20 protein-coding genes are annotated in these 23,320 nt (G+C 61.6%); 7 read left to right on the forward strand and 13 right to left on the reverse strand.

Annotation, left to right across the window (positions count from 1 at the left end; all coding sequences use genetic code 11):
* Nucleotides 1-18: 18 nt before the first annotated feature.
* From LIY45_RS12415 to pmbA, 3 genes are all read right to left on the reverse strand, one after another.
* Nucleotides 19-1,395 (reverse strand): class II fumarate hydratase, encoded by a 1,377-nt coding sequence (locus LIY45_RS12415; protein ID WP_226476501.1) that lies wholly within the window; start codon nucleotides 1,393-1,395, stop codon nucleotides 19-21.
* On the reverse strand, nucleotides 1,388-1,783 hold the full coding sequence (locus LIY45_RS12420) for a FagA protein (RefSeq protein ID WP_076014430.1): 396 nt from the start codon (nucleotides 1,781-1,783) through the stop codon (nucleotides 1,388-1,390). The genes LIY45_RS12415 and LIY45_RS12420 overlap by 8 nt, the downstream gene beginning before the upstream one ends.
* Nucleotides 1,784-1,932: 149 nt before the next feature.
* Entirely contained in the window at nucleotides 1,933-3,279 is a 1,347-nt protein-coding gene (gene pmbA, locus LIY45_RS12425) for a metalloprotease PmbA (protein WP_063027149.1), read from the reverse strand.
* A gap of 108 nt (nucleotides 3,280-3,387) precedes the next feature.
* Between pmbA and yjgA the strand changes: the two genes are divergently transcribed.
* Entirely contained in the window at nucleotides 3,388-3,909 is a 522-nt protein-coding gene (gene yjgA, locus LIY45_RS12430) for a ribosome biogenesis factor YjgA (protein WP_003216092.1), read from the forward strand.
* 45 nt (nucleotides 3,910-3,954) lie between these two features.
* On the opposite strand, the gene tldD is transcribed toward yjgA, so the two are convergent.
* The 8 genes from tldD to mreB all read right to left on the reverse strand — a co-directional run bounded on the left by tldD (nucleotide 3,955) and on the right by mreB (nucleotide 15,153).
* Nucleotides 3,955-5,397 carry a metalloprotease TldD gene (gene tldD, locus LIY45_RS12435; RefSeq protein WP_010170608.1) on the reverse strand — a complete coding sequence of 481 codons (1,443 nt, stop codon included), beginning with the start codon at nucleotides 5,395-5,397 and terminating at the stop codon, nucleotides 3,955-3,957.
* A 16-nt stretch (nucleotides 5,398-5,413) separates the two neighbouring features.
* Entirely contained in the window at nucleotides 5,414-6,262 is an 849-nt protein-coding gene (locus tag LIY45_RS12440) for a carbon-nitrogen hydrolase family protein (RefSeq protein ID WP_226476502.1), read from the reverse strand.
* Nucleotides 6,263-6,310: 48 nt separating this feature from the next.
* Nucleotides 6,311-10,126 carry a YhdP family protein gene (locus LIY45_RS12445; RefSeq protein ID WP_226476503.1) on the reverse strand — a complete coding sequence of 1,272 codons (3,816 nt, stop codon included), beginning with the start codon at nucleotides 10,124-10,126 and terminating at the stop codon, nucleotides 6,311-6,313.
* 76 nt (nucleotides 10,127-10,202) lie between these two features.
* On the reverse strand, nucleotides 10,203-11,660 hold the full coding sequence (gene rng, locus LIY45_RS12450; RefSeq protein WP_003216085.1) for a ribonuclease G: 1,458 nt from the start codon (nucleotides 11,658-11,660) through the stop codon (nucleotides 10,203-10,205).
* 70 nt (nucleotides 11,661-11,730) lie between these two features.
* Nucleotides 11,731-12,327: a nucleoside triphosphate pyrophosphatase gene (locus LIY45_RS12455; RefSeq protein WP_226476504.1), complete on the reverse strand. Its 597-nt coding sequence runs from the start codon at nucleotides 12,325-12,327 to the stop codon at nucleotides 11,731-11,733.
* 50 nt (nucleotides 12,328-12,377) lie between these two features.
* Complete coding sequence (gene mreD / locus LIY45_RS12460) at nucleotides 12,378-12,866, reverse strand: rod shape-determining protein MreD (RefSeq protein WP_003216081.1); 489 nt, start codon at nucleotides 12,864-12,866, stop codon at nucleotides 12,378-12,380.
* Entirely contained in the window at nucleotides 12,866-13,975 is a 1,110-nt protein-coding gene (mreC, locus tag LIY45_RS12465; protein WP_081585352.1) for a rod shape-determining protein MreC, read from the reverse strand. Before mreC ends, mreD begins: the two co-directional genes overlap by 1 nt.
* Before the next feature lie 140 nt (nucleotides 13,976-14,115).
* Nucleotides 14,116-15,153, reverse strand: a complete 1,038-nt coding sequence (mreB, locus tag LIY45_RS12470; protein ID WP_002555108.1) for a rod shape-determining protein MreB — start codon at nucleotides 15,151-15,153, stop codon at nucleotides 14,116-14,118.
* Nucleotides 15,154-15,363: 210 nt separating this feature from the next.
* On the opposite strand from mreB, the gene gatC reads away from it, so the two are divergent.
* From gatC to LIY45_RS12500, 6 genes are all read left to right on the forward strand, one after another.
* Nucleotides 15,364-15,651 (forward strand): Asp-tRNA(Asn)/Glu-tRNA(Gln) amidotransferase subunit GatC, encoded by a 288-nt coding sequence (gene gatC, locus LIY45_RS12475; protein ID WP_003216077.1) that lies wholly within the window; start codon nucleotides 15,364-15,366, stop codon nucleotides 15,649-15,651.
* 16 nt (nucleotides 15,652-15,667) lie between these two features.
* Nucleotides 15,668-17,119, forward strand: coding sequence for an Asp-tRNA(Asn)/Glu-tRNA(Gln) amidotransferase subunit GatA (gene gatA, locus LIY45_RS12480; RefSeq protein ID WP_226476505.1), 1,452 nt, complete (start codon nucleotides 15,668-15,670; stop codon nucleotides 17,117-17,119).
* 10 nt (nucleotides 17,120-17,129) lie between these two features.
* The gene (gene gatB, locus LIY45_RS12485) at nucleotides 17,130-18,575 is read left to right on the forward strand and encodes an Asp-tRNA(Asn)/Glu-tRNA(Gln) amidotransferase subunit GatB (protein ID WP_010170723.1); all 1,446 of its coding nucleotides are present in this window, start codon (nucleotides 17,130-17,132) and stop codon (nucleotides 18,573-18,575) included.
* Between the two features lie 156 nt (nucleotides 18,576-18,731).
* Complete coding sequence (locus LIY45_RS12490) at nucleotides 18,732-19,103, forward strand: septal ring lytic transglycosylase RlpA family protein (protein WP_226476506.1); 372 nt, start codon at nucleotides 18,732-18,734, stop codon at nucleotides 19,101-19,103.
* A 59-nt stretch (nucleotides 19,104-19,162) separates the two neighbouring features.
* Nucleotides 19,163-20,209: a calcium/sodium antiporter gene (locus LIY45_RS12495; RefSeq protein ID WP_226476543.1), complete on the forward strand. Its 1,047-nt coding sequence runs from the start codon at nucleotides 19,163-19,165 to the stop codon at nucleotides 20,207-20,209.
* The gene (locus LIY45_RS12500) at nucleotides 20,206-20,586 is read left to right on the forward strand and encodes a carboxymuconolactone decarboxylase family protein (protein WP_177040252.1); all 381 of its coding nucleotides are present in this window, start codon (nucleotides 20,206-20,208) and stop codon (nucleotides 20,584-20,586) included. Before LIY45_RS12495 ends, LIY45_RS12500 begins: the two co-directional genes overlap by 4 nt.
* Here LIY45_RS12500 and LIY45_RS12505 read toward each other — a convergent pair.
* Nucleotides 20,583-21,524: an AEC family transporter gene (locus LIY45_RS12505; RefSeq protein WP_010170731.1), complete on the reverse strand. Its 942-nt coding sequence runs from the start codon at nucleotides 21,522-21,524 to the stop codon at nucleotides 20,583-20,585. The genes LIY45_RS12500 and LIY45_RS12505 overlap by 4 nt on opposite strands.
* A 234-nt stretch (nucleotides 21,525-21,758) precedes the next feature.
* The gene (garD, locus tag LIY45_RS12510; protein ID WP_226476507.1) at nucleotides 21,759-23,312 is read right to left on the reverse strand and encodes a galactarate dehydratase; all 1,554 of its coding nucleotides are present in this window, start codon (nucleotides 23,310-23,312) and stop codon (nucleotides 21,759-21,761) included.
* Between the last annotated feature and the right edge of the window lie 8 nt (nucleotides 23,313-23,320).

Raw genomic sequence — 23,320 nt, forward strand, 5'->3', positions numbered from 1 at the left:
CCAAAGCAGGGTCGGTGATTACACGCCGCCGGCCGTGAGCTTTTCCGGATCCAGCAGGATTTCCAGTTGGCTGCGGGGCAAGTCGGTGTGCTCGAGCGCCACGTCAATCACCGGGCGGCCTTGTTGATAGGCCTTCTTGGCGATTTCGGCGGCCTTTTGGTAACCGATGATCGGGTTGAGTGCGGTCACCAGGATCGGATTGCGCGACAGCGCTTCCTTGAGCTTGGCTTCGTTGACCTTGAAGCTGGCGATGGCCTTGTCGGCCAGCAGGCGGCTGGAGTTGGCCAGCAATTCCAGGCTGCTGAGCAGGTTCTGGGCAATGATCGGCAGCATCACGTTGAGTTCGAAGTTGCCGGACTGGCCGGCGATGGTGATCACCGTGTCATTGCCGATGACTTGCGCGGCAACCATCGCGGTGGCTTCCGGGATCACCGGGTTGACCTTGCCCGGCATGATCGAGGAGCCCGGCTGCAGGCCTTCCAGCTCGATTTCACCGAGGCCGGCCAACGGTCCGGAGTTCATCCAGCGCAGGTCGTTGGCGATTTTCATGAGGGACACGGCGGTGGTCTTGAGCTGCCCCGAGACCGCGACGGCGGTGTCCTGGGAACCGATCAATGCAAACAGGTTCTTGCCCGGCGTGAACTGAACGTGGGTCAGGCTGCTCAGTTGCTGGCTGAAACGCGCCGCAAACTCCGGATGTGCATTGATCCCGGTACCGACGGCAGTGCCACCCTGGGCCAGCGCCTGCAAACTCGGCAGCAGGTCTTGCAGATGGCCGATGTTGGCCTTGAGCTGCTGCGCCCAACCATTGAGCACCTGGCTCATGCGCACCGGCATCGCGTCCATCAGATGCGTCCGGCCGGTCTTGACGAAGCGGTGCACCTCTTCGGCCTTGTGTTCGATCACCTGGACCAGGTGCAACAGCGCCGGCAGGGTTTGCTCATGCAACACCAGCGCCGCACTGACGTGAATGGTGGTCGGGATGATGTCGTTGCTGCTTTGGCCGCAGTTCACGTGATCGTTGGGATTCACCGGCTCCCCCAGCAAACGGCTGGCGAGGGTCGCAATCACTTCGTTGGCATTCATGTTGGAACTGGTGCCGGAGCCGGTCTGGAAGATATCCACCGGGAAGTGCTGCATGAAGTCGCCTTCCAGCAAGCCTTGGGCGGCATCGACGATGGCCTTGCCCTGGGCTTCGCTCAGTTGTTTCAACTCGACGTTAGCCTTGGCAGCGGCAGCCTTGGCCAGGATCAGCGCACGAATGAATTGCGCCGGCATGCGCTGATGGCTAATGGGAAAGTTGTTCACCGCACGCTGGGTTTGCGCGCCATACAAGGCTTTGGCGGGCACTTGCAATTCGCCCATGCTGTCGCGTTCGATACGGGTGTTACTCATCGGAAGATCCTTGCACCAGGTCAGAAACAGAAATAGACGGCAGCAATTCGCAGGTCGCCAATTGCCAGGCAAAGGTCTGCCAGCGCTTGAGGCGGCAGGCACAGTGGGACAGTTTTTCCAGGTCGCGCAACGGGCGCCAGGCCTGGTCCAGGCACATGGACCGCCAGTGCCAGGGCAAGGCGATGTCGGAGGCGGTGTCGAGCAGCAGGCGGAATGAGGTTTCGCCGATGGTCCACGGGTGGGTCGCGGTGCAACAGGCGAGGTACCGGCCTTCGGCCAGGTAATGTTCGATCAGGCGGGGCTCGTCGGGATCAAGGCCGCAGCGAATCTGACGACTCATCCAACGCCAGCTTTCCAGGTAGGGATCCTCATGCAGGACAGAACTCATGATCCACACTCATCCGGTAATGATATTTATTATTAAATGATATTGAGAATCAAAACAAGAGCCTGAGGAAATCACTCGGAATTCCAGGCACAAAAAAAGGCGCGCCATCCAATGGATGGCGCGCCTTTTTTACAGCGTCTTTCGGCGGGTTAGCTGCCAGCGACGGTCATCTTCTCGATCAACACCGAACCGGTGCGGATGTTGCTGCGCAGTTCCAGGTCATTACCCACCGCGACAATCTGTTTGAACATGTCACGCATATTGCCGGCGATGGTCACTTCCTGCACGGCGAACTGGATTTCACCGTTTTCCACCCAGAAACCCGCCGCACCACGGGAGTAATCCCCCGTGACCATATTCAGGCCATGGCCCATCAACTCGGTGACCAGCAAGCCACGCCCCATGCGCCGCAACAGCGCCGCCTGGTCTTCATCGCCATGGGTGATGAACAGGTTGTGCACGCCGCCCGAGTTGGCCGTGCTTGGCAGGCCGAGCTTGCGGCCGGCATAAGTGCCCAACACGTAGGACACCAACTCACCGTTCTCGACGAACGGCTTGGCATAGGTCGCCAGGCCATCACCGTCAAACGACGAACTGCCCATGGCGCGCATCAGGTGCGGACGCTCATCGATGGTCAGCCATTCCGGGAACAGCTTCTGGCCAATCGCGCCCTCCAGGAACGACGACTTGCGATACAGGTTGCCGCCGGAAATCGCCCCAAGGAAGCTGCCGAACAAACCACCGGCCAGTTCCGCCGAGAACAACACCGGCACTTCGCAGGTCGGCACCGGGCGCGCGCCCAAGCGGCTGGCCGCACGTTGCGCAGCACGCTGGCCGATGAGCACCGGGTCCATCAGCAATTCGCCCTGGCGGTTCACGTCGTACCAGTAATCACGCTGCATCTGGCCGTTGGCTTCGGCGATCATCACGCAGCTCAGGCTGTGACGCGTCGAGGCATAACCGCCGATAAAACCATGGCTGTTGCCATACACGCGGCAACCCTGATGGGTGCTCAAGGTAGTGCCATCGGCATTTTTGATCCGGCTGTCAGCATCAAATGCCGCCGCTTCACAGGTCAGTGCCTGTTCAATCGCCTGCTCCGGGGTGATATCCCAGGCATGAAACAGATCAAAATCCTTCAAGTCCCGAGCCATCAGGGCCGCATCGGCCAAGCCGGAGCTTTCATCTTCGGAGGTGTGCTTGGCAATCGCCAGTGCGGCGGCGACGGTTTCGCGAATCGCTTCCGGGCCACTGGCGGAGGTGCTGGCCGAGCCTTTGCGCTGGCCCACGTACAAGGTGATGCCAAACCCCTGGTCGCGGTTGAACTCAACCGTTTCCACTTCCCGCTGGCGTACCGATGTCGACAACCCCTGCTCCAGAGACACCGCCACTTCACAGGCACTGGCCCCCTGGCGCTTGGCCTCGGCAATGATCTGCTCGACTTGTTCCTGCAGTGCCGGTAACGCTTGCGGACCGACGCTTTGGGTTGCACTCATGGTTTTCTCCACTCAAATTCTGCTTTCGGTTAAGGCCTTCTAGCGACCGGGCCGGACAAGCGGCCCCCGACTGGTTATCATGGCGGCGTTTCTTTGCGGACTGCCACCATGGTTGATTCTTACGACGACTCCCTCGATGGGGAGAAAAGCAAATCTCAGGTCAAACGCGAGCTGCATGCTCTGGTTGACCTCGGCGAGCGCCTTACAACACTCAAGCCTGACTTGTGTGCAAAACTGCCATTGACCGACGCCCTGCGCCGGGCTCTGAACGATGCGCCCAAGCACACCGCGAATATCGCGCGTAAACGGCACCTCATGTTTATCGGCAAACTGATGCGCGACCAGGACACTGACGCCATTCTGACGTTGCTCGATCAACTCGATGCCTCCACTCGCCAATACAACGAGCGTTTCCATAACCTGGAACGCTGGCGTGATCGCTTGATCGCCGGCGATGACGCGGTACTGGAGAAGTTCGTCATCGAGTACCCGGATGCCGATCGCCAACAATTGCGCTCCCTGATCCGTCAGGCCCAGCACGAACTGGCGCAAAGCAAGCCACCGGCCTCCAGCCGAAAAATCTTCAAGTACATCCGTGAGCTGGACGATAGTCAACGCGGCCTGCGCTGACCCTCTTCCCCGGGTGGCGACCTTCGCCACCCGAAGCTCCCGCTCTTACGACCCCGTGCCACCCACGGTGATCGCATCAATTTTCAAGGTTGGCTGGCCGACACCCACCGGCACCGACTGACCATCCTTGCCGCACGTCCCCACACCGCTGTCCAGCGACAGGTCGTTACCGACCATCGACACCTTGCTCATGGCTTCCGGGCCGTTGCCAATCAACGTTGCCCCTTTGACCGGCGCAGTAATCTTGCCGTCTTCGATCAAGTACGCCTCGCTGGTGGAGAACACGAACTTGCCGCTGGTGATGTCCACCTGCCCACCACCGAGGTTGGCGCAGTAGATCCCGCGCTTCACCGAGGCGATGATCTCGGCCGGGTCGCTTTCGCCGCCGAGCATGTAAGTGTTGGTCATGCGCGGCATCGGCAGGTGCGCGTAGGACTCGCGACGACCGTTACCGGTACGGGCCACGCCCATCAGGCGCGCGTTGAGCTTGTCTTGCATGTAGCCCTTGAGCACGCCGTTTTCGATCAGCGTGGTGCACTCGGTCGGGGTGCCTTCGTCATCGACGCTCAACGAGCCGCGACGCCCGGCCAGGGTGCCGTCATCGACGATGGTGCAGAGCTTGGACGCAACCATCTCGCCCATGCGCCCGCTGTAGGCCGAACTGCCCTTGCGGTTGAAGTCACCTTCCAGGCCGTGGCCTACGGCTTCATGCAGCAGCACGCCGGACCAGCCGGACCCCAGCACCACCGGCAACGTGCCGGCGGGTGCTGGAATCGCTTCGAGGTTAACCAGGGCCTGGCGCAGCGCTTCACGGGCATAGCCCATGGCGCGGTCTTCGGTGAGGAAATAACGGTAGTCGGTACGCCCGCCACCGCCATGGCCACCGCGCTCGCGGCGGCCGTTCTGTTCAACGATCACGCTGACATTGAAACGCACCAGTGGCCGCACATCCGCCGCCAGGCCGCCATCGGTGGAAGCTACGAGAATGCGCTCCCACACACCGGCCATGCTCACGGTGACTTGCTGGATACGCGGGTCCAGCGCACGGGTGGCCGCGTCAACACGCTTGAGCAACTCGACCTTTTCAGCACGGCTGATCACTTCCAGCGGGTTATCCGGGGCATACAACTGGGCCACGTCCTGGGTGCTGAACGCCTGCACCGTGCCGTTTTGACCGGCACGGGAGATCGAACGCGCCGCGCGAGCCGCCAGGCCCAGGGCTTCAAGGGTGATGGCATTGCTGTAGGCAAAGCCGGTTTTTTCACCGGACTGCGCACGCACGCCCACACCTTGGTCGAGGTTGAAGCTGCCTTCCTTGACGATCCCGTCTTCCAGGGCCCAGGACTCGGAAATCTGCCCCTGGAAATACAGGTCGGCGGCGTCGATGCCTGGCCCGGCCAGATCGCCGAGGACCGTTTGCAAGCTTTCGATGGTCACGCCACCGGGCGCCAGGAGGTGTTCACTGACTGAGGACAACAACTCGCTCATAGGTTTGGCCTTAAATTCATCGTTCTGAAGCAGGTCGCTGCGCGCCCTGCGAGAAAAAGCGCCGGTGGCCCGCCACCGGCATGCGCGTCCGTATCGACGCCTGTTCGCTGCTATCGCGCTCGGCCAACAACACCGCTTCGCCTTGATCCTGTTGTGCCAGCACGCGCCCCCATGGGTCGATGATCGCCGCATGCCCGAAGGTTTCCCGGGGCCCCGGATGCACGCCACCCTGGGCGGCCGCCAGCAGGTAGCACTGGGTCTCGATGGCCCGGGCACGAATCAGCACATCCCAGTGCGCGGCACCCGTCACCGCCGTAAAGGCGGAGGGTGCGGTAATCAGTTCAGCACCCGCCGCGCGCAATTCGCTGTACAGCTCCGGAAAACGCAAGTCGTAACACACTGTCAGCCCCAGGCGGCCGACCGGCGTATCCGCCACCACCACCTGGCTACCATGAGCATAGTCATCGGATTCACGATAACGACCCCGGGCATCAGCCACATCGACATCGAACAGGTGCAACTTGTCGTAGCGGGCAACGACTTCGCCCTGATCATCGATCAGCAACGAGCAGGCGTTGGACTTGGCGTTTGGTTGGTCCTTTGGAGGCAACGGCAAAGTGCCGGCCACTATCCATAAGGTGAGGTCGCGGGCGGTCTGTTTCAACCATGGCAGGATCGGCCCTTCGCCCAAGGCCTCGGCGCGACCGATATCGGCCACATCGCGACGGCCCATGGCGGCGAAGTTTTCCGGGAGTACCGCAAGCCTTGCACCACCCGCCGCCGCTTGCTCCAGCAGGCGCCGAGCCTGGGCCAGGTTGGCCAGCACATCGCTTTGGCTGACCATTTGGATTACCGCAAAGGACATGGGCCTACACTCCAGAAAAGGCATGAGGCCATGCTACTCCACAGGTACTCAGTTTGGCTTTTCAAATGGCTTGTCGAAGGTGATTTTCGGGTCCTTCCACGGGCCTTCTACCTTGTACTGCACGCTGGCGAAACGCGAAACACGGTCGCCAATCAGCTTGTCGATCAGGAACAGCGCCCCGCCAATGGCCGGCGCGCCGACGATCAGCGCAGCAATCGGCAGGTTGTTGGTGACCGGCAGCGTCACCAGCAGCTTGGCATCGACACGATCAGCCACCAGGTCCAGGGTGCCGTTGATCTCGAGGTTGCTCGACGGGCCAGTCATGGTGATCGGCTCACGGGTCACGAACACACCATTACTGGCCGCCAGCAAGCCCTTGACCCGGTCATAGCTCAAGCCTTTGCCGAGCAAGTCCGAGAAATCCAGGCGCAGCCGGCGACCGATGGAGTTGAAGTTCAGCAAGCCAAATACCCGAAGCGCCTGGGCGCCACCTTCCACTTCAACAAACTGGCCTTTGCGGAAGCTTGCGTCCAGGCTGCCGGAGAAGCGCTTTGGACCGACCCAGGCTGGCGAGCCCGGCCAGCGGCCGTCCACGTCCACATGAAACTCTTCACTGGTCACGCTCGGCGCAAACCCCCAGCCCTTGAGCACGTCCCCGATGTTCTTGCCGTCCAGGCGGCCCTTGTACCAACTGCTGCTGGCGCCGGGAGCGCCCTCCCAACCGCCGGCGCCCTGGAGCAACATGCCCTTGAGGCCCAGATTGAGGCTGTTGAACGCCATGCCCTTGGCCGTCGGCCGCACTTTCAACGACCATGCACCTATCAGGTCAGGGCCCTGGAACAACTGGGCAATCGCGATATCCAGCGCAGGAATATCCTTGGGATTAACGTCAGCCAGCGGGTCCGGCGCATTTTCATCTGCCTGCACCGTCGGATCCACAGCAGGCAACTTAACGTACTGCAAGTTGACCGCAATCGGCGCGCCCTTGGCATCCGGCAACCCCACGGTACCCTTGGCCTGCTGGCTGTCGAACTGCAAGCCCCAGGCGGCGGGTTTGCGATCCAGTTGCAGGTTGACCTGATCAAACTGGGTGCCGAAGCCCGTCAGCTTTCCAATCTTGAAGTCCGCCCCGCTCAACAGCTGCTTGGCACTGCCCCCCGGATCGTTACCGGCATAGCGGTCCACGAGTTTTTTCCAGGGATCGACATCCAGCTCCGACAACACACCGCGGATACGCAAGCCCTTGCCGGCCGGCAACACCGCATCGCCATCCCCCAGGAATAGCTCGCCACGGCCATCGGCAAAATTGTCGGCCGGGGCGGCGAAGGTGAAGCTGCCCAACTCGCCATAATCGAACCAGTAACGGCGCTCCTTGCCCTGCAAGGTCATGCGGAACACGCTGTCACGGCCCTGGCTCGCCGGCATGCCGAACGGCGCCGGCAGGTCCACGGCCACACCCTTGAGGTTGGAACTGACCATCAGTTGGCTGTCGGCGCCGTCGAGGTTGAGCTGCAACTGGTAGGGGATATCGCCGGACACCGGCAACGGCTGGCTGACCTTCAGCCAGTCAGTCAGCCGCTTGACGGTCACCTGCCCTTTCGCGGTGACGCGGGTGTTGAGGTTGCCTGGCTTGCCATCGGCGAAAATCTGCGCGGTGATCGGCCGGTCGAAGGCCTGTGCGCTGATGTTCTGGCCACTCAGGCCCTTGGCGCTGTCGAAGCGGAAGTCACCCTTGAGCTGGGTCAGGTCCAGCGCAGGATCGGCCAGTTGCAGGCGCGCCTTGTCGGTCTTGAAGTCCACCACAATCTTGGGATCGGCGTCCTTGGCCAGGGGAATATCCAGGTCCAGCTTGCCTTGCAGGTCACCCTCGCCTTTCCAGCCGGCGAAGGTCGAAGCGGTACCGATCGGCGCGTCCTGAAGGATTTTCAGCCCATCGCCCAGGCCGCCAGCAAAGTTGCCGGTGAGCAGCAGGTGACTGTCCTTGCCTTCGGGCGCATGGGGAATGTTGACGTAGATGTCATTGACCTTGGTGTCGAGTAACTGGCCCTTGCTGGCCAGGATGCGCACGCCGCTCTCCTCGACAAACACTTCACCCTTGACCTTGCTGACGTGCGGCCAGCCCGGCTGAAAGGCCAGCTCGGCATCATGCACCTTGAAGAACAGGCTGATATTGCGTGAGGCGGGCAGCGCATCGTGATTCAGCGAGCCCTGGTACTGGAAGAAACCTTCGTCCACCGCGCCCTTGAGAATTGCGGTGCGCAGCCACTCATCGAGTGCCGGGCTCAACACGGCCGGGAGGTATTTGGGGGTGAAGCGGCCATCGCCATCGACCATACCGACCCGCAGGTCCATGTAGTCTTCCTGGCTATGGTCGAAATGCAGGCGAATCAGGAAGTCGGCGGCGACCTTGCCCTCCTCGCCCAGCACCTTGATATACGGCGCGATCAGGGTGAAGCCTTCCTTGTCCAGCTTCCACGTCAGGCGGGCGTTGGCCTGGATGTACTGCCAGGGCTTGGCGAAGATCGGAAACAGGTGCAAGGAGAAATCCTTGCTGTCCATGCGCAACTCGCCCTTGCCCAGGTCACCGCTGATGCTGCCGCTGACATTGCGGGCGGCCGGCGCGCCGAAGTAGGCATCAAAGCCGATGCGGTCGAGGTTGGCCGCAAAGCTCACGCGCTGGTCGGTGGTGTCTTGAGGACGGTAATCGAGCAGCACGTTACGCAGCGTGCCGGTGGCCTTCAGATGATCCAGGGTCGTGGCCACGGCTTCCGGCAAGGGCGCCAAGGCGTGCAGCAATGGCGTGATCGGCGTCAGGTCGAGGCGATCGGCCTGCAGGTTCCAGACTTCCTGGGCCTTGTCGGTCGCCAGGGTTTGCTGCAGTTGCAGGCGCGATTCCCAGCGGGTGTCGCCGAGGTTCATCGCCAGCGAGTCAAACAGCACCTTAAGGCCGTTGTCACTGCGTTGCAGGTAGGCGGTGAGGGCCAGGTTCTCGATGTGTGTCGGCTTGCGATCGGCATAGCTGCCTTTGAGTTGCGGGGCGTTGAGGCGTACGGCAGCACTTTGCACAGTACCCTTGGCCCAGGTCAGCCAGAATTCGCCGCCCGCCTTGAATTCGGTGAGTTTCCATTGCTGGAGCCGTTTCGCCGGGATCCATTTTGCCCAGTCACTCTGGGGCAAGCTCAGGTAAGCCTGGGCTTCGCCGTCTTTCCACTGGCTGGCGCGGATCCGGGTGCTCAGGTTCAACGCCAGGGGCTGGCCGTCGGGCAGGGTCAAGCGCGCGTCCAGGCGCTGGCGGTTGGCTCCGGTCTGCAGGCTCATGCCGACATAGGTCAAGGTCAGCGGCGCCTGGTCGAATGGCTGCAGCGTCACCTGGCTGTCGAGCAATGAAACCTGCCCGACCATTTGCATGCGCGTCAGCAGTTGTTCGGGATCCAGCGGCTGGTCGTCCTGTACCGGCAGGCCTTGCAGCGCCCAATGACCGTCCTGGTCTTCCTTCACGCTGACCTGCAGGCCGCTGACTTCCAGGTGGGCAATGCGCACTTCGCGCGCCAGCAGGCTGGCCCAGATGTCCGGCACCACTTGTACCTGGTCCAGGCGCAGAGCATGGGAGCCCTCGCCGACCATCACGTCGTGAGCCATCAATACCGGGGCAAAGCCGCTCCAGCGCCCTTCCAGGCTGCCGATGCTCAAGGGCATATCCAGCGCCGTACGGGCCTTGGCTTCGATTTCGCCACGGTATTCCGCCACCAGCGGCGTCAATTCACGGCCAAGGCTCACGTACACCGCTGCCAATACCAGCAGCAAGGCGCACAGGCCGAGGCCCCAGCGGGTCAATGCGGCAAAAAAGCGTATCAGACGCTCCATGTCAGGCGACCCTCAAAGGCAATAGTCGGACGGCAGATCAAGGTCTGCCCGTCTCGTTGATAAGAGCTAACGCGAATCAGAGCAGCACCACGTCATATTGTTCCTGGGAATACATGGTTTCGACCTGGAAGCGAATCGTGCGCCCGATAAAACCCTCCAGCTCGGCCACGTTGCCGGACTCTTCATCCAGCAAGCGGTCGACCACCTTCTGGTTAGCCAGGACTCTATAGCCCTCGGCCTGGTAGGCGCGCGCCTCCCGTAGGATTTCACGGAAAATCTCGTAGCAAACCGTTTCCGGAGTTTTCAACTTGCCGCGCCCCTGGCAACTGCTGCACGGCTCGCACAGCACTTGCTCCAGGCTTTCGCGGGTGCGCTTGCGGGTCATCTGCACCAGGCCCAACTCGGTAATGCCGATGATGTTGGTCTTGGCGTGATCGCGCTCCAGCTGTTTCTCCAGGGTACGCAACACCTGGCGCTGGTGCTCTTCGTCTTCCATGTCGATGAAGTCGATGATGATGATTCCGCCCAGGTTGCGCAGGCGCAGCTGGCGGGCAATCGCGGTGGCCGCTTCGAGGTTGGTCTTGAAGATGGTTTCTTCGAGGTTGCGATGGCCCACAAAGGCGCCGGTGTTGACGTCGATGGTGCTCATGGCTTCCGCCGGGTCCACCACCAGGTAGCCGCCGGACTTAAGTGGCACTTTGCGCTCAAGGGCTTTCTGGATTTCGTCTTCGACGCCATACAGGTCGAAAATCGGCCGCTCCCCCGGGTAGTGCTCGAGGCGGTCGGCGATTTCCGGCATCAGTTCGGCAACAAATTGCGTGGTGCGCTGAAAGGTTTCCCGCGAATCGATGCGAATTTTCTCGATCTTCGGGCTGACCAGATCGCGCAAGGTGCGCAGGGCCAGGCCGAGGTCTTCGTAGATCACGCTGGGCGCACCGATGGTCTTGATCTGCGCGCCGATCTGGTCCCAGAGGCGACGCAGGTAGCGGATGTCCATGAGGATTTCATCGGCACCCGCGCCTTCAGCGGCGGTACGCAGGATAAAGCCACCGGCCTCCTTGATGCCTTCCAGCGCCACGCAATCGCTGACCACCTTTTTCAGGCGCTCGCGCTCGGCTTCGTCTTCGATTTTCAGGGAAATGCCAACGTGGGCGGTGCGCGGCATGTACACCAGGTAGCGCGAAGGGATCGACAGTTGCGTGGTCAGCCGCGCACCTTTGGAGCCAATCGGGTCCTTGGTGACTTGCACCACCAGGCTCTGCCCTTCGTGCACCAGGGCGCTGATGCTTTCGACCGCCGGGCCTTCACGCAGGGAGATTTCCGAAGCATGGATAAACGCAGCGCGGTCCAAGCCGATGTCGACGAAAGCCGCCTGCATCCCCGGCAACACGCGCACGACCTTGCCTTTATAGATATTGCCAACGATCCCGCGCTTTTGGGTGCGCTCGACGTGCACTTCTTGCAGAACACCGTTCTCTACCACCGCCACGCGCGATTCCATCGGCGTGATATTGATCAGAATCTCTTCACTCATGGCTGGGTCTCGTTCAGGCGTTTTCACAATAGTGACCGATCGCTTAAGGCTTGGCGCTGGGATACGGCGTTTAGCGCACGGTAAGGTTTTGCCAACAGGGTATGCCGAATTGAGCCAGCAGTTCTGCGGTTTCGCAGACAGGCAGGCCTACGACGGCGGAGTAGCTGCCATTGAGTCCGGCGACAAACACCGCCGCCAAGCCTTGAATAGCATAGCCGCCCGCTTTGTCCTGGGGCTCGCCGCTGTGCCAATAAGTGGTGGCTTCATCCGCTGAAATCTTGCGAAACCGCACGCGGCTGCTGACCCGCCGCGTTTCGCAACGCTCGCCGTCAATCAGGGCGATGGCAGTCAACACTTCATGTTCACGATCAGAAAGGGCCAGCAACATGGCCAGGGCATCGGCTTGGTCCACGGGCTTGCCGAGGATTTGGCCGTCGAGGATGACCGCCGTATCGGCGCCAAGCACGCAGGCGCCGGTTGCATCGGCCAGGGCCGCGCGGCCGGCCGCAGCCTTGCCGCGCGCCAGGCGTTCTACGTAGGACGCGGGCGATTCATTTGTAAGGGGAGTTTCATCAATGGCGGCGCTGACGACGGTGAACGGCACGCCGATCTGTGTCAGCAGTTCACGCCGCCTCGGGGAGCCCGAGGCCAGATAAAGCGAATTCATGCAGACTCTCCCTGTAGGGTTCGATAACCAGGCAGAGCCTCGCGATCCATTCAATTGATTTTATAGCGACGACGCAACCCACGCAGGCCAAAACTGACCCAAGGCCACAACAGCGCGCTGACCAGCGCCGGCAACACCAGCGCGAGGGTCGGTTGGCGGTTGCCGGTCAAGGCACTGAGCCACAGCTGTACCAATTGCGCCAGGCCGAAGATCACCAGGATCACCAGGCACTGTTGCCACATGGGGAACATGCGCAGACGCTGCTGCAACGACAGCACCAGGAAGGTGATCAGGGTCAGGATCAGCGCGTTCTGGCCGAGCAAGGTGCCGTAGAGCACATCTTCCATCAGCCCGAGGCACATGGCCGTGACCATCCCGACCTTGTGCGGCAGCGCCAGGGCCCAGAACGCCAGCAACAAGGCGAGCCACAACGGGCGCAGGATTTCCATGAATTGCGGCAGCGGCGAAACGCTGAGCAGCAAGCCGATGGCAAAGGTCAGCCAGACAATCCAGCCGTTACGCGAATGAGTACCGGCCATTATTCTTCCCTCTGCCGAGTGGTTGCCGGGGCCGCAGCCGGTGGCTTGGTGGCGGCGGGCGGTTTGGCAGCGGCAGGTGTTGCAGCCGCAGGCTTGGCCGGACGTGCGCTATGGGCCACAGGCTTGACCGGCGTCGCGACCGGCGCGGCTGGCGTTGCCGGAACCGCTGCCGGTGCAGCGGGTGCGGCCGGCTTTGGCACGGTCGCAGGAATGATCGGCGCCGTGCCGTTTTGCTTGTCTTCCGCTTCCTGGGCCTGGGCGGCTTCGTTGGCGCGCTCTTCCGGGGTGCGGTTGTCGCTGAACACCAGCAGCAGGTAACGGCTGCGGTTCAACGCAGCGGTCGGCACCGCACGTACGATAGCGAATGGCTGGCCGGAATCGTGGATCACTTCCTTGACCGTCGCAACCGGGTAACCCGCCGGGAAACGCTGCCCCAGGCCGGAGCTGACCAGCAGGTCGCCTTCCTTGATATCGGCGGTGTCTGCGACGTGACGCAACTCCAGGCGTTCCGGGTTACCGGTACCGCTGGCAATCGCCCGCAGGCCGTTGCGGTTAACTTGCACCGGAATGCTGTGGGTGGTGTCGGTCAGCAACAACACGCGGGACGTATAAGGCATCAACTCCACCACCTGGCCCATCAAACCACGGGCATCGAGCACCGGCTGGCCAAGGACCACGCCGTCGCGCTCACCCTTGTTGATGATGATGCGATGGGTGAAGGGGTTCGGGTCCATGCCGATCAACTCGGCCACTTCGACCTTCTCGTTGACCAGTGCGGAGGAATTGAGCAACTCACGCAGCCGAACGTTCTGCTCGGTGAGGGCCGCCAGCTTTTGCATGCGCCCCTGCAGCAGCAGGTTTTCGGTCTTGAGTTTTTCGTTCTCGGCCACCAGTTCGGTACGGCTGCCAAACTGGCTGGCCACCCCCTGATAGAGACGTTGCGGCAGGTCGGTGATCCAGTACGTCTGCATCAGGACCAGCGACATCTGGCTACGCACTGGCTTGAGCAGTGTGAAGCGGGCATCGACCACCATCAGCGCAACCGATAGCACGACCAGCACCAACAGGCGCACGCCCAATGAGGGGCCTTTGGAAAAAAGCGGTTTAATAAGCCGCTCCTCCCAGGCAAATGTTTTCTTTATTCATACGGCATCAAACCGGCCTGGATGCAGATTGAAGAAGATAAACGCCAACAGGCAGCACTGCAAAGTGCTGCCTGTGAGCGAAACATGGGCAAACCAGCAAACGCTTATTCGCTGGAGAGCAGGTCCATGGTGTGTTTATCCATCATTTCCAGTGCACGGCCACCGCCACGGGCGACGCAGGTCAGCGGGTCTTCAGCGACGATCACTGGCAGACCGGTTTCCTGGGCCAGCAACTTGTCGAGGTCGCGCAGCAAGGCGCCACCACCGGTCAGTACCAGGCCACGCTCGGCGATATCGGAAGCCAATTCCGGAGGCGATTGCTCCAGGGCGCTCTTCACAGCCTGAACGATGGTGGCCAGGGACTCTTGCAGAGCTTCCAGCACTTCATTGGAGTTCAGGGTGAAGGCACGTGGAACGCCTTCGGCCAGGTTGCGACCGCGAACATCAACTTCGCGAACTTCGCCGCCCGGGTAAGCGGTACCGATTTCCTGCTTGATGCGCTCGGCGGTGGATTCGCCGATCAGGCTGCCGTAGTTGCGACGCACGTAGGTGATGATCGCTTCGTCGAAGCGGTCGCCGCCAACCCGTACGGATTCGGCATACACCACACCATTGAGGGAAATCAGGGCGATTTCAGTGGTACCACCACCGATATCCACCACCATCGAACCGCGCGCTTCTTCAACCGGCAGGCCGGCACCGATCGCAGCCGCCATTGGCTCTTCGATCAGGAACACTTCACGGGCACCGGCGCCAAGGGCCGATTCACGGATGGCACGACGCTCCACCTGGGTGGACTTGCACGGAACGCAGATCAGCACACGAGGGCTGGGCTGCAAAAAGCTGTTTTCGTGAACCTTGTTGATAAAGTACTGCAGCATCTTTTCGCAGACGCTGAAGTCGGCAATCACGCCATCCTTCATCGGACGAATGGCAGCGATGTTGCCCGGTGTTCGGCCAAGCATGCGCTTGGCCTCGGTGCCAACGGCAACGACACTTTTCTGATTACCATGGGTCCGAATGGCCACAACCGATGGCTCATTCAGGACGATACCGCGCTCGCGCACGTAAATAAGGGTGTTGGCAGTGCCCAGGTCGATGGAAAGATCGCTGGAAAACATGCCACGCAGTTTCTTGAACATGGGAAAGGGACCCTAGGCAACGCGTGGGTAAAAAAGTGCGGCAAACTCTAACAACGACAGGGATTTTGGGCAAGGCGCCAATGTGCTAAATTGGCCGACTTTCTGTGCACCAACCCCCACAATCGCGGCCATATGACCGTAGAAATGCGGTAGTGTTCCTACAATCTAACACACGGATAGCTTCCGTTCTGTTTTCCACTGGAGAATCCCATGGCGCTTGAACGCTCCGACGTGGAAAAAATCGCTCATTTGGCCTGTCTTGGCCTCAATGAAGCCGATCTTCCACAGACCACCGCAGCCCTGAACAGCATTCTCGGGCTGGTCGACCAAATGCAAGCCGTGAATACCGACGGCATCGAGCCCCTGGCTCACCCGCTGGAAGCCAGCCAGCGCCTGCGCGCCGATGTCGTGACCGAGCGCAATAATCGCGAGGCCTATCAGTCCATCGCGCCAGCGGTCGAAAACGGCCTGTACCTGGTTCCGAAAGTCATCGACTAAAGGGAAAGAGCCTGCAATGCATCAATTGACTCTGGCCGAGATCGCCCGCGGTCTCGCCGACAAAACGTTTTCTTCCGAAGAGCTGACCAAGACCTTGCTGGCGCGTATCGCCGAGCTGAACCCCAAGGTCAACAGCTTCATCAGCATCACCGAAGAGCTGGCCCTGAGCCAGGCCAAGGCCGCCGACGCACGTCGCGCCAACGGTGAGAACGGCGCCCTGTTGGGTGCGCCGATCGCCCACAAAGACCTGTTCTGCACCCAGGGCATTCGCACCAGCTGCGGCTCGAAGATGCTCGACAACTTCAAGGCGCCCTACGACGCCACCGTGGTCGCCAAGCTGGCTGCTGCCGGTGCCGTGACCCTGGGCAAGACCAACATGGACGAATTCGCCATGGGCTCGGCCAACGAGTCGAGCCACTACGGCGCGGTGAAAAACCCGTGGAACCTTGAGCACGTGCCCGGCGGTTCGTCCGGTGGTTCGGCTGCAGCGGTTGCCGCTCGTCTGTTACCTGCCGCCACGGCCACCGACACCGGCGGTTCGATCCGCCAACCGGCCGCGTTCACCAACCTCACCGGTTTGAAACCGACCTACGGTCGCGTTTCCCGCTGGGGCATGATTGCCTACGCTTCCAGCCTCGACCAGGGCGGCCCTCTGGCTCGCACCGCTGAAGACTGCGCAATTTTGTTACAAGGCATGGCAGGCTTCGATACGCAGGACTCCACCAGCATCGATGAACCTGTGCCGGACTACAGCGCCAGCCTGAATTCCTCGATCAAAGGCCTGCGCATCGGCGTGCCGAAAGAGTATTTCAGCGCCGGCCTCGACCCGCGCATCGCCGAACTGGTGCACAACAGCATCAAGGCGCTGGAAAAGCTCGGTGCCGTGATCAAGGAAATCAGCCTGCCGAACAACCAGCACGCGATTCCTGCCTACTACGTGATTGCCCCGGCAGAGGCTTCCTCCAACCTGTCGCGGTTCGACGGCGTGCGTTTCGGCTACCGCTGCGAAAACCCGAAAGACCTCACCGACCTTTATAAGCGCTCCCGTGGCGAAGGTTTCGGCGCGGAAGTACAACGCCGGATCATGGTCGGTGCCTACGCCCTGTCGGCCGGCTACTACGACGCGTACTACCTCAAGGCGCAAAAGATCCGTCGCCTGATCAAGAACGACTTCATGGCAGCCTTTAATGAAGTCGACGTGATCCTCGGCCCAACCACGCCAAACCCGGCCTGGAAGATCGGCGCCAAGACCGGCGACCCGATCGCCGAGTACCTGGAAGACCTGTACACCATCACCGCCAACCTCGCCGGGCTGCCAGGCTTGTCCATGCCTGCAGGTTTCGTCGACGGTTTGCCGGTGGGCGTGCAACTGCTCGCCCCGTATTTCCAGGAAGGCCGCCTGCTCAATGTGGCGCACCAGTACCAGTTGAACACTGACTGGCACACTCGCACCCCTACCGGCTTCTGAGGAGAACACTATGCAATGGGAAGTCGTGATCGGGCTGGAGATTCATACCCAGCTCGCCACCCAATCGAAGATTTTCTCCGGTAGCGCCACCACGTTCGGCTCCGAGCCCAACACCCAGGCCAGCCTGGTAGACCTGGGCATGCCCGGCGTGCTGCCGGTGCTGAACCAGGAAGCGGTGCGCATGGCGGTGATGTTCGGCCTCGCCATCGATGCCGAGATCGGCCAGCACAACGTGTTTGCCCGCAAGAACTACTTCTATCCGGACCTGCCCAAGGGCTACCAGATCAGCCAGATGGAATTGCCGATCGTTGGCAAGGGCTACCTGGACATCCCGCTGGAAGACGGCACCATCAAACGTGTCGGCGTGACCCGTGCGCACCTGGAAGAAGATGCCGGCAAGAGCCTGCATGAAGAATTCAACGGCGCCACCGGCATCGACCTGAACCGTGCCGGCACCCCGCTGCTGGAAATCGTTTCCGAGCCGGACATGCGCAGCGCCAAGGAAGCCGTGGCCTACGTCAAGACGATCCACGCGTTGGTGCGTTACCTCGGGATCTGCGACGGCAACATGGCCGAAGGCTCCCTGCGTTGCGACTGCAACGTGTCGGTGCGGCCAAAAGGCCAGGCCGAGTACGGCACCCGCTGCGAGATCAAGAACGTCAACTCGTTCCGTTTCATCGAGAAGGCGATCAACACCGAAGTACGTCGCCAGATCGAATTGATCGAAGACGGCGGCAAGGTGATCCAGCAGACCCGCCTGTACGACCCGAACAAAGACGAAACCCGCGCCATGCGCAGCAAGGAGGAAGCCAACGACTACCGTTACTTCCCCGATCCGGACCTGTTGCCGGTGGTCATCGAGGACTCGTTCCTGGCTGACGTACGCGCCACCCTGCCGGAACTGCCGCCGCAAAAACGCGAGCGTTTCCAGGAGCAGTTCGGTCTTTCGGTGTACGACGCAAGCGTGCTGGCGTCGAGCCGCGAGCAAGCCAACTACTTCGAAAAAGTCGTGAGCATCGCCGGCGATGCCAAACTGGCGGCCAACTGGGTGATGGTTGAGCTGGGCAGCCTGTTGAACAAACAGGGCCTGGAAATCGACGAAGCACCGGTATCGGCCGAGCAACTGGGCGGCATGTTGCTGCGGATCAAGGACAACACCATCTCCGGCAAAATCGCCAAGACCGTGTTTGAAGCCATGGCCGCAGGCGAAGGCAATGCTGACGAGATCATCGAGAAGCGTGGCCTGAAGCAAGTCACCGACAGCGGCGCGATTTCGGCGGTGCTCGATGAGATGCTGGCAGCCAACGCGGAGCAGGTTGAACAGTACCGTGCGGCGGATGAAGCCAAGCGCGGCAAGATGTTCGGCTTCTTTGTCGGCCAGGCGATGAAAGCCTCCAAAGGCAAGGCCAACCCGCAACAGGTCAACGAACTGCTGAAAAGCAAACTCGAAGGCTAAACGCGGTCGCCTCACTGCGGGAGCCGGCTTGTGTGGGAGCTGGCTTGCCTGCGATAGCATCACCTCGGTGCACGCGAAAGACCGAGGCGCTTGCATCGCGGGCAAGCCCGGCTCCCACATAAGCCGGTTTCCACATCACTTTTGGGGACACCTTGAATGAAGCGTCTACTCGGCCTGCTGGCCCTGTTCTCTCTGCTCGCCGGCTGCGCCAGCGGCCTCATCGACCCCAACGGCTACGACGAAACCGGCTCCGCCTCCTACTACGGCGCCAAACACCACGGCAACCGCACTGCCAGCGGTGAACCGTTCAACCAGAATGCCCTGACCGCCGCCCATCGTCGCCTGCCCTTTGGCACGCAAGTGAAGGTCACCAACCTCGGCAACAACAGAAGCGTCGTTGTGCGCATCAACGATCGCGGCCCGCACACCCGTGGGCGCCTGATCGACCTTTCACGCAAAGCCGCCGAACAGCTGGGTATGATAGGCAGCGGCACCGCGCGTGTTCGCGTGCAAGCCCTCAGCAACTGACCGACGGAGCCCTGGCCATTTCCGCATTAACCGCCCTCTCGCCCTTTAGCGTGATCGAACTGATCAGCGGCCTGCTGCTGTTGATCTTCGGTGCCGAAGTATTGCTGCGCGCCGCCGTGCGCTTGGCGGCCAGCCTCAAGGTGCGTCCGCTGATCATCGGCCTGAGCATCGTCGCCTTCGGCAGCAGCGCGCCGCAGATGGCGATCAGTTTGCAAGCCACCCTGGCGGACAACACCGACATCGCCGTGGGCAGTGTGATCGGCAGCAGTATCTTCAACACCCTCGTCACCCTTGGCCTGGCGGCCCTGATCATTCCGCTGCGAGTCTCCCGGCAACTGGTGCGCCTGGACATCCCGATGATGATCCTCGCCAGCCTGCTGGTGTTTGTGCTCGCCGCCAATGAAGAACTCACGCCGATTGATGGCCTGTTACTGCTGGTGGCCCTGGTGGCCTACCTCGGCGTGTTGCTCTACCAGACCCGCCATTCCCGCCGCCCCCGCACTCGCGATACCGTGGTGCAAGCCCCGTGGCTGAGCAGCGTGCTGCTGATGATCGGTGGGCTGTTGATCCTGGTTCTGGCCGGGCACCTGCTGCTGGGCGCGGCGGTGGACGTGGCCTCTGACCTGGGCCTGTCGGAACGCATCATCGGCCTGACGCTGATTGGCGTCGGCACCTCCCTGCCGTGCCTGGCCACCTCATTGATCGCCGCCCTGCGCGGCCAGCGGGAAATTGCCGTGGGCAACGTGATCGGCAGCAACCTGTTCAACCTGCTTGGGGTGCTGGGCTTTACCGCGCTGGTGGCACCCTCGCCCTTGTCGGTGTCGCCCAACGCCCTGGATTTTGACCTGCCGGTGATGCTCGGCGTGGTCGCCCTGTGCCTGCCGGTATTTTATTCGGGCTACCGCGTCACCCGGGCCGAAGGCCTGGTGTTCCTGGGCCTGTATCTGGTGTATGGGTTGCATGTGGTGTCGTTCACGTTCGGCATGCCGTTGGCCAACAAGCTTGAACAACTGATGCTGTATTACGTCCTGCCAGCGCTGGCGGCTTTCCTGTTGTTCACCTCGCTGCAAGCCTGGCGCCGCCAACACAAGAGGGAATCGCAATGACCGAACAGAAAAAGCCCGGCGTTGAAATGCGCCGTCAGGTGATGGGGGATGTGTTTGTCGATCGGGCGCTGGGCAATGCCACCGAGTTCAGCCAACCGCTGCAGGATTTCGTCAACGAGCATGCCTGGGGCAGCGTGTGGAATCGCGAAGGCTTGCCGCTGAAAACCCGCAGCCTGATCACCCTCGCCGCGCTGACCGCGCTGAAGTGCCCGCAGGAACTCAAGGGCCACGTACGCGGCGCGCTGAATAACGGTTGCACCGTGGAGGAGATTCGCGAGGCGCTGCTGCATTGTGCGGTGTATGCCGGTGTACCGGCGGCGATTGACGCCTTCCGCGCCGCTCAGGAAGTGATCGACAGCTACCAGCAAGACGCCTAGATCCAGCCGCCCGCCTGCAACACGAAAATCCCGATATTCGTGGTCACTGCCGCCATCAAGGTGGTGATCACGATAATCGCGGCCGCCAGCTCATGATTGCCCTCCGCCGCCCGCGCCATCACAAAACTCGCCGCCGCCGTGGGCGCACCGAAGTACAGGAACAGAATCCCCAGTTCCGGCCCGCGAAACCCCAGCAGCCATGCGCCAAGGGTGGCGAGCACCGGTAGCCAGACCATCTTCATCAGGCTGGCACTCAGGGCCATGTCGCCGCTTTTACGCAGTGCCGCCAGCGACAGTGTGCCGCCGATACAGATCAACGCCAATGGCAACGTCATGTCCGCCAGGTACTGCCCGGAGGACTCCAGCCAGCCAGGCAAGCCAATCTGAAAGTACGCGAAGGGCGCCGCCGCGATCACGCTGATGATCAACGGGTTGGCCAGCACGCTCTTGAAGATGCTCCACGGGTCGGACTTGATCACCGGGCTGTACACCGCCAGCACAATGGTCGACAGGGTGTTGTAGAACAGGATCACCAGCGCCGCGAGCACCGCGCCGAGGGAAATCCCATAGTCGCCGTACATGCTGGCCGCCAGGGCCAGGCCAATCACCCCGTTGTTACCACGAAAAGCGCCTTGGGCGTAGATGCCACGGTCTTCCCGCGGGCATCGGAAGATCGCCCAGCCCCAGGCCAGGGCGAAGCTCAGCAGCGTGGCGACGGCGAAATAGATCAGCAGGCCGGGCTTGAGGGCTGAATGCAGGTCGGCATGGAGAATCCCGAGGAACAGCAACGCCGGCATGGTGACGTTGAACACCAGGGCCGAGGCGATGTGGATAAAGTTATCGTTGATCCAGTTGATGCGCTTGAGCAGGACGCCCAGGAACAGCATGGCAAACACCGGCGCGGTGATGTTCAGGGTTTGTAGGAAGATTGCCAGCATGCCGGGGAGAACCTTGGGTGGGCGTCGATAGGTGGCTAATGATAAGCCACCTAGCGCCCTTATGGTGGGGCTCGCCCTAATGCCAGTCAGTTAAGCGAAAGCCCCGAGCTGTAAATACCCTGTGGCGAGGGAGCTTGCTCCCGCTGGACTGCGCAGCAGTCCCATTTTTGGGGGCGCTTCGCACCCCAGCGGGAGCAAGCTCCCTCGCCACAAAAAGCACTCTCGGTGGACAGGTCAGGTGATAGGCGCCGGATTGAACAACGTGATGTCATTGTGCAGCTTGTGCCGCTCCGCCCACGTCTGCTTCTTACCGCTGGCCACATCCAGGTAGAAGTGGAACAACTCCCAACCCAGCTCCTCAATCGTCGCCCGCCCGGTGGCGATCCGCCCGGCGTCGATATCAATCAGGTCCGGCCAACGCTGCGCCAGTTCAGTCCGCGTCGAGACCTTCACCACCGGCGCCATCGCCAGCCCATAGGGCGTGCCACGCCCGGTGGTGAACACATGCAAATTCATCCCCGCCGCCAACTGCAACGTCCCGCAGACAAAATCACTGGCGGGCGTGGCGCAAAAGATCAGGCCCTTGCGATTGAACCGCTCGCCCGGGCCAAGCACGCCATTGATCGCACTGCTGCCCGACTTCACGATAGAACCCAACGATTTCTCGACAATATTCGACAACCCGCCCTTCTTGTTCCCCGGCGTGGTATTGGCGCTGCGATCCGCCTCGCCCTTGGCCAGGTAGCGGTCGTACCAGTCCATTTCCCGTACCAGCTCCCGGGCCACGTCCTGGTTCTCGGCACGGGAAGTCAGCAGGTAGATGGCGTCGCGCACTTCGGTCACTTCGGAAAACATCACCGTCGCGCCCGCCCGCAGCAGCAGATCCGAGGCATAACCCAGCGCCGGGTTGGCGGTGATCCCGGAAAACGCATCACTGCCACCGCACTGCATCCCGAGGATCAACTCCGACGCCGGGACGGTTTCCCGCCGGCGCAGGTCAAGTTTCTTCAGGCGGGTTTCGGCCAATGCCATGATCTGTTCGATCATTTCGGTAAAGCCGTGGCTGGAGTCTTGCAACCGATACAGCCATGGCTCACTCAGATCTACCGAGCTGTCGTTGTCGTGCATCACCTGCCCGGCCTGCAATTTCTCGCAACCCAGGCTGATCACCAGGGCTTCACCGCCCAGGTTCGGGTTACGCGCCAGATTGCGCACGGTGCGGATCGGGATGTAGGCGTCGGTGGCCGTAATCGCCACGCCGCAGCCGTAGCTGTGGGTCAACGCCACCACGTCATCGACGTTCGGGTACTTGGGCAGCAACTCGTCCTTGATGCGTTTCACCGCATGGTCCAGCACCCCGGTCACGCACTGCACCGTGGTAGTGATGCCGAGGATATTGCGCGTGCCGACGGTGCCGTCGGCATTGCGATAACCCTCGAAGGTAAAACCCTCCAGCGGCGCCTGGGTCTCGGGCACTTCAGTGGACAGCGGCAAGCTGTCCAGCGGCGGCGCCGTGGGCATGCGCAGTTGATCTTCCTGGACCCAACTGCCGCGGGGAATCGGGCGCAACGCATAACCGATGGTCTGGCCGTAGCGAATGATCCGGCCGCCTTCGGGGATGTCTTCCAGCGTCACCTTGTGGCTTTGGGGAATGAAATCCACCGTCACCAGGCCGTCGGGAAACTCGGTCCCCGCCGGTACGCCCTGGTCGTTGACCACAATCACCACATTATCCAGCGCGTGCAAACGGATGGAGCGTGGTGAATCGGCATGTTCAATCAACTGCATGACGCGGG

It is taken from the genome of Pseudomonas sp. MWU16-30323 (assembly GCF_020515595.1).
Taxonomy (GTDB): domain Bacteria; phylum Pseudomonadota; class Gammaproteobacteria; order Pseudomonadales; family Pseudomonadaceae; genus Aquipseudomonas; species Aquipseudomonas yamanorum.

What these genes read in the sequence shown, in the direction of transcription:
- LIY45_RS12415 (WP_226476501.1), bottom strand. Translation starts at nt 1,395, where the DNA reads ATGAGTAACACCCGTATCGAACGCGACAGCATGGGCGAATTGCAAGTG.
- LIY45_RS12420 (WP_076014430.1), bottom strand. Translation starts at nt 1,783, where the DNA reads ATGAGTTCTGTCCTGCATGAGGATCCCTACCTGGAAAGCTGGCGTTGG.
- pmbA (WP_063027149.1), bottom strand. Translation starts at nt 3,279, where the DNA reads ATGAGTGCAACCCAAAGCGTCGGTCCGCAAGCGTTACCGGCACTGCAG.
- yjgA (WP_003216092.1), top strand. Translation starts at nt 3,388, where the DNA reads ATGGTTGATTCTTACGACGACTCCCTCGATGGGGAGAAAAGCAAATCT.
- tldD (WP_010170608.1), bottom strand. Translation starts at nt 5,397, where the DNA reads ATGAGCGAGTTGTTGTCCTCAGTCAGTGAACACCTCCTGGCGCCCGGT.
- LIY45_RS12440 (WP_226476502.1), bottom strand. Translation starts at nt 6,262, where the DNA reads ATGTCCTTTGCGGTAATCCAAATGGTCAGCCAAAGCGATGTGCTGGCC.
- LIY45_RS12445 (WP_226476503.1), bottom strand. Translation starts at nt 10,126, where the DNA reads ATGGAGCGTCTGATACGCTTTTTTGCCGCATTGACCCGCTGGGGCCTC.
- rng (WP_003216085.1), bottom strand. Translation starts at nt 11,660, where the DNA reads ATGAGTGAAGAGATTCTGATCAATATCACGCCGATGGAATCGCGCGTG.
- LIY45_RS12455 (WP_226476504.1), bottom strand. Translation starts at nt 12,327, where the DNA reads ATGAATTCGCTTTATCTGGCCTCGGGCTCCCCGAGGCGGCGTGAACTG.
- mreD (WP_003216081.1), bottom strand. Translation starts at nt 12,866, where the DNA reads ATGGCCGGTACTCATTCGCGTAACGGCTGGATTGTCTGGCTGACCTTT.
- mreB (WP_002555108.1), bottom strand. Translation starts at nt 15,153, where the DNA reads ATGTTCAAGAAACTGCGTGGCATGTTTTCCAGCGATCTTTCCATCGAC.
- gatC (WP_003216077.1), top strand. Translation starts at nt 15,364, where the DNA reads ATGGCGCTTGAACGCTCCGACGTGGAAAAAATCGCTCATTTGGCCTGT.
- gatA (WP_226476505.1), top strand. Translation starts at nt 15,668, where the DNA reads ATGCATCAATTGACTCTGGCCGAGATCGCCCGCGGTCTCGCCGACAAA.
- gatB (WP_010170723.1), top strand. Translation starts at nt 17,130, where the DNA reads ATGCAATGGGAAGTCGTGATCGGGCTGGAGATTCATACCCAGCTCGCC.
- LIY45_RS12490 (WP_226476506.1), top strand. Translation starts at nt 18,732, where the DNA reads ATGAAGCGTCTACTCGGCCTGCTGGCCCTGTTCTCTCTGCTCGCCGGC.
- LIY45_RS12500 (WP_177040252.1), top strand. Translation starts at nt 20,206, where the DNA reads ATGACCGAACAGAAAAAGCCCGGCGTTGAAATGCGCCGTCAGGTGATG.
- LIY45_RS12505 (WP_010170731.1), bottom strand. Translation starts at nt 21,524, where the DNA reads ATGCTGGCAATCTTCCTACAAACCCTGAACATCACCGCGCCGGTGTTT.
- garD (WP_226476507.1), bottom strand. Translation starts at nt 23,312, where the DNA reads ATGCAGTTGATTGAACATGCCGATTCACCACGCTCCATCCGTTTGCAC.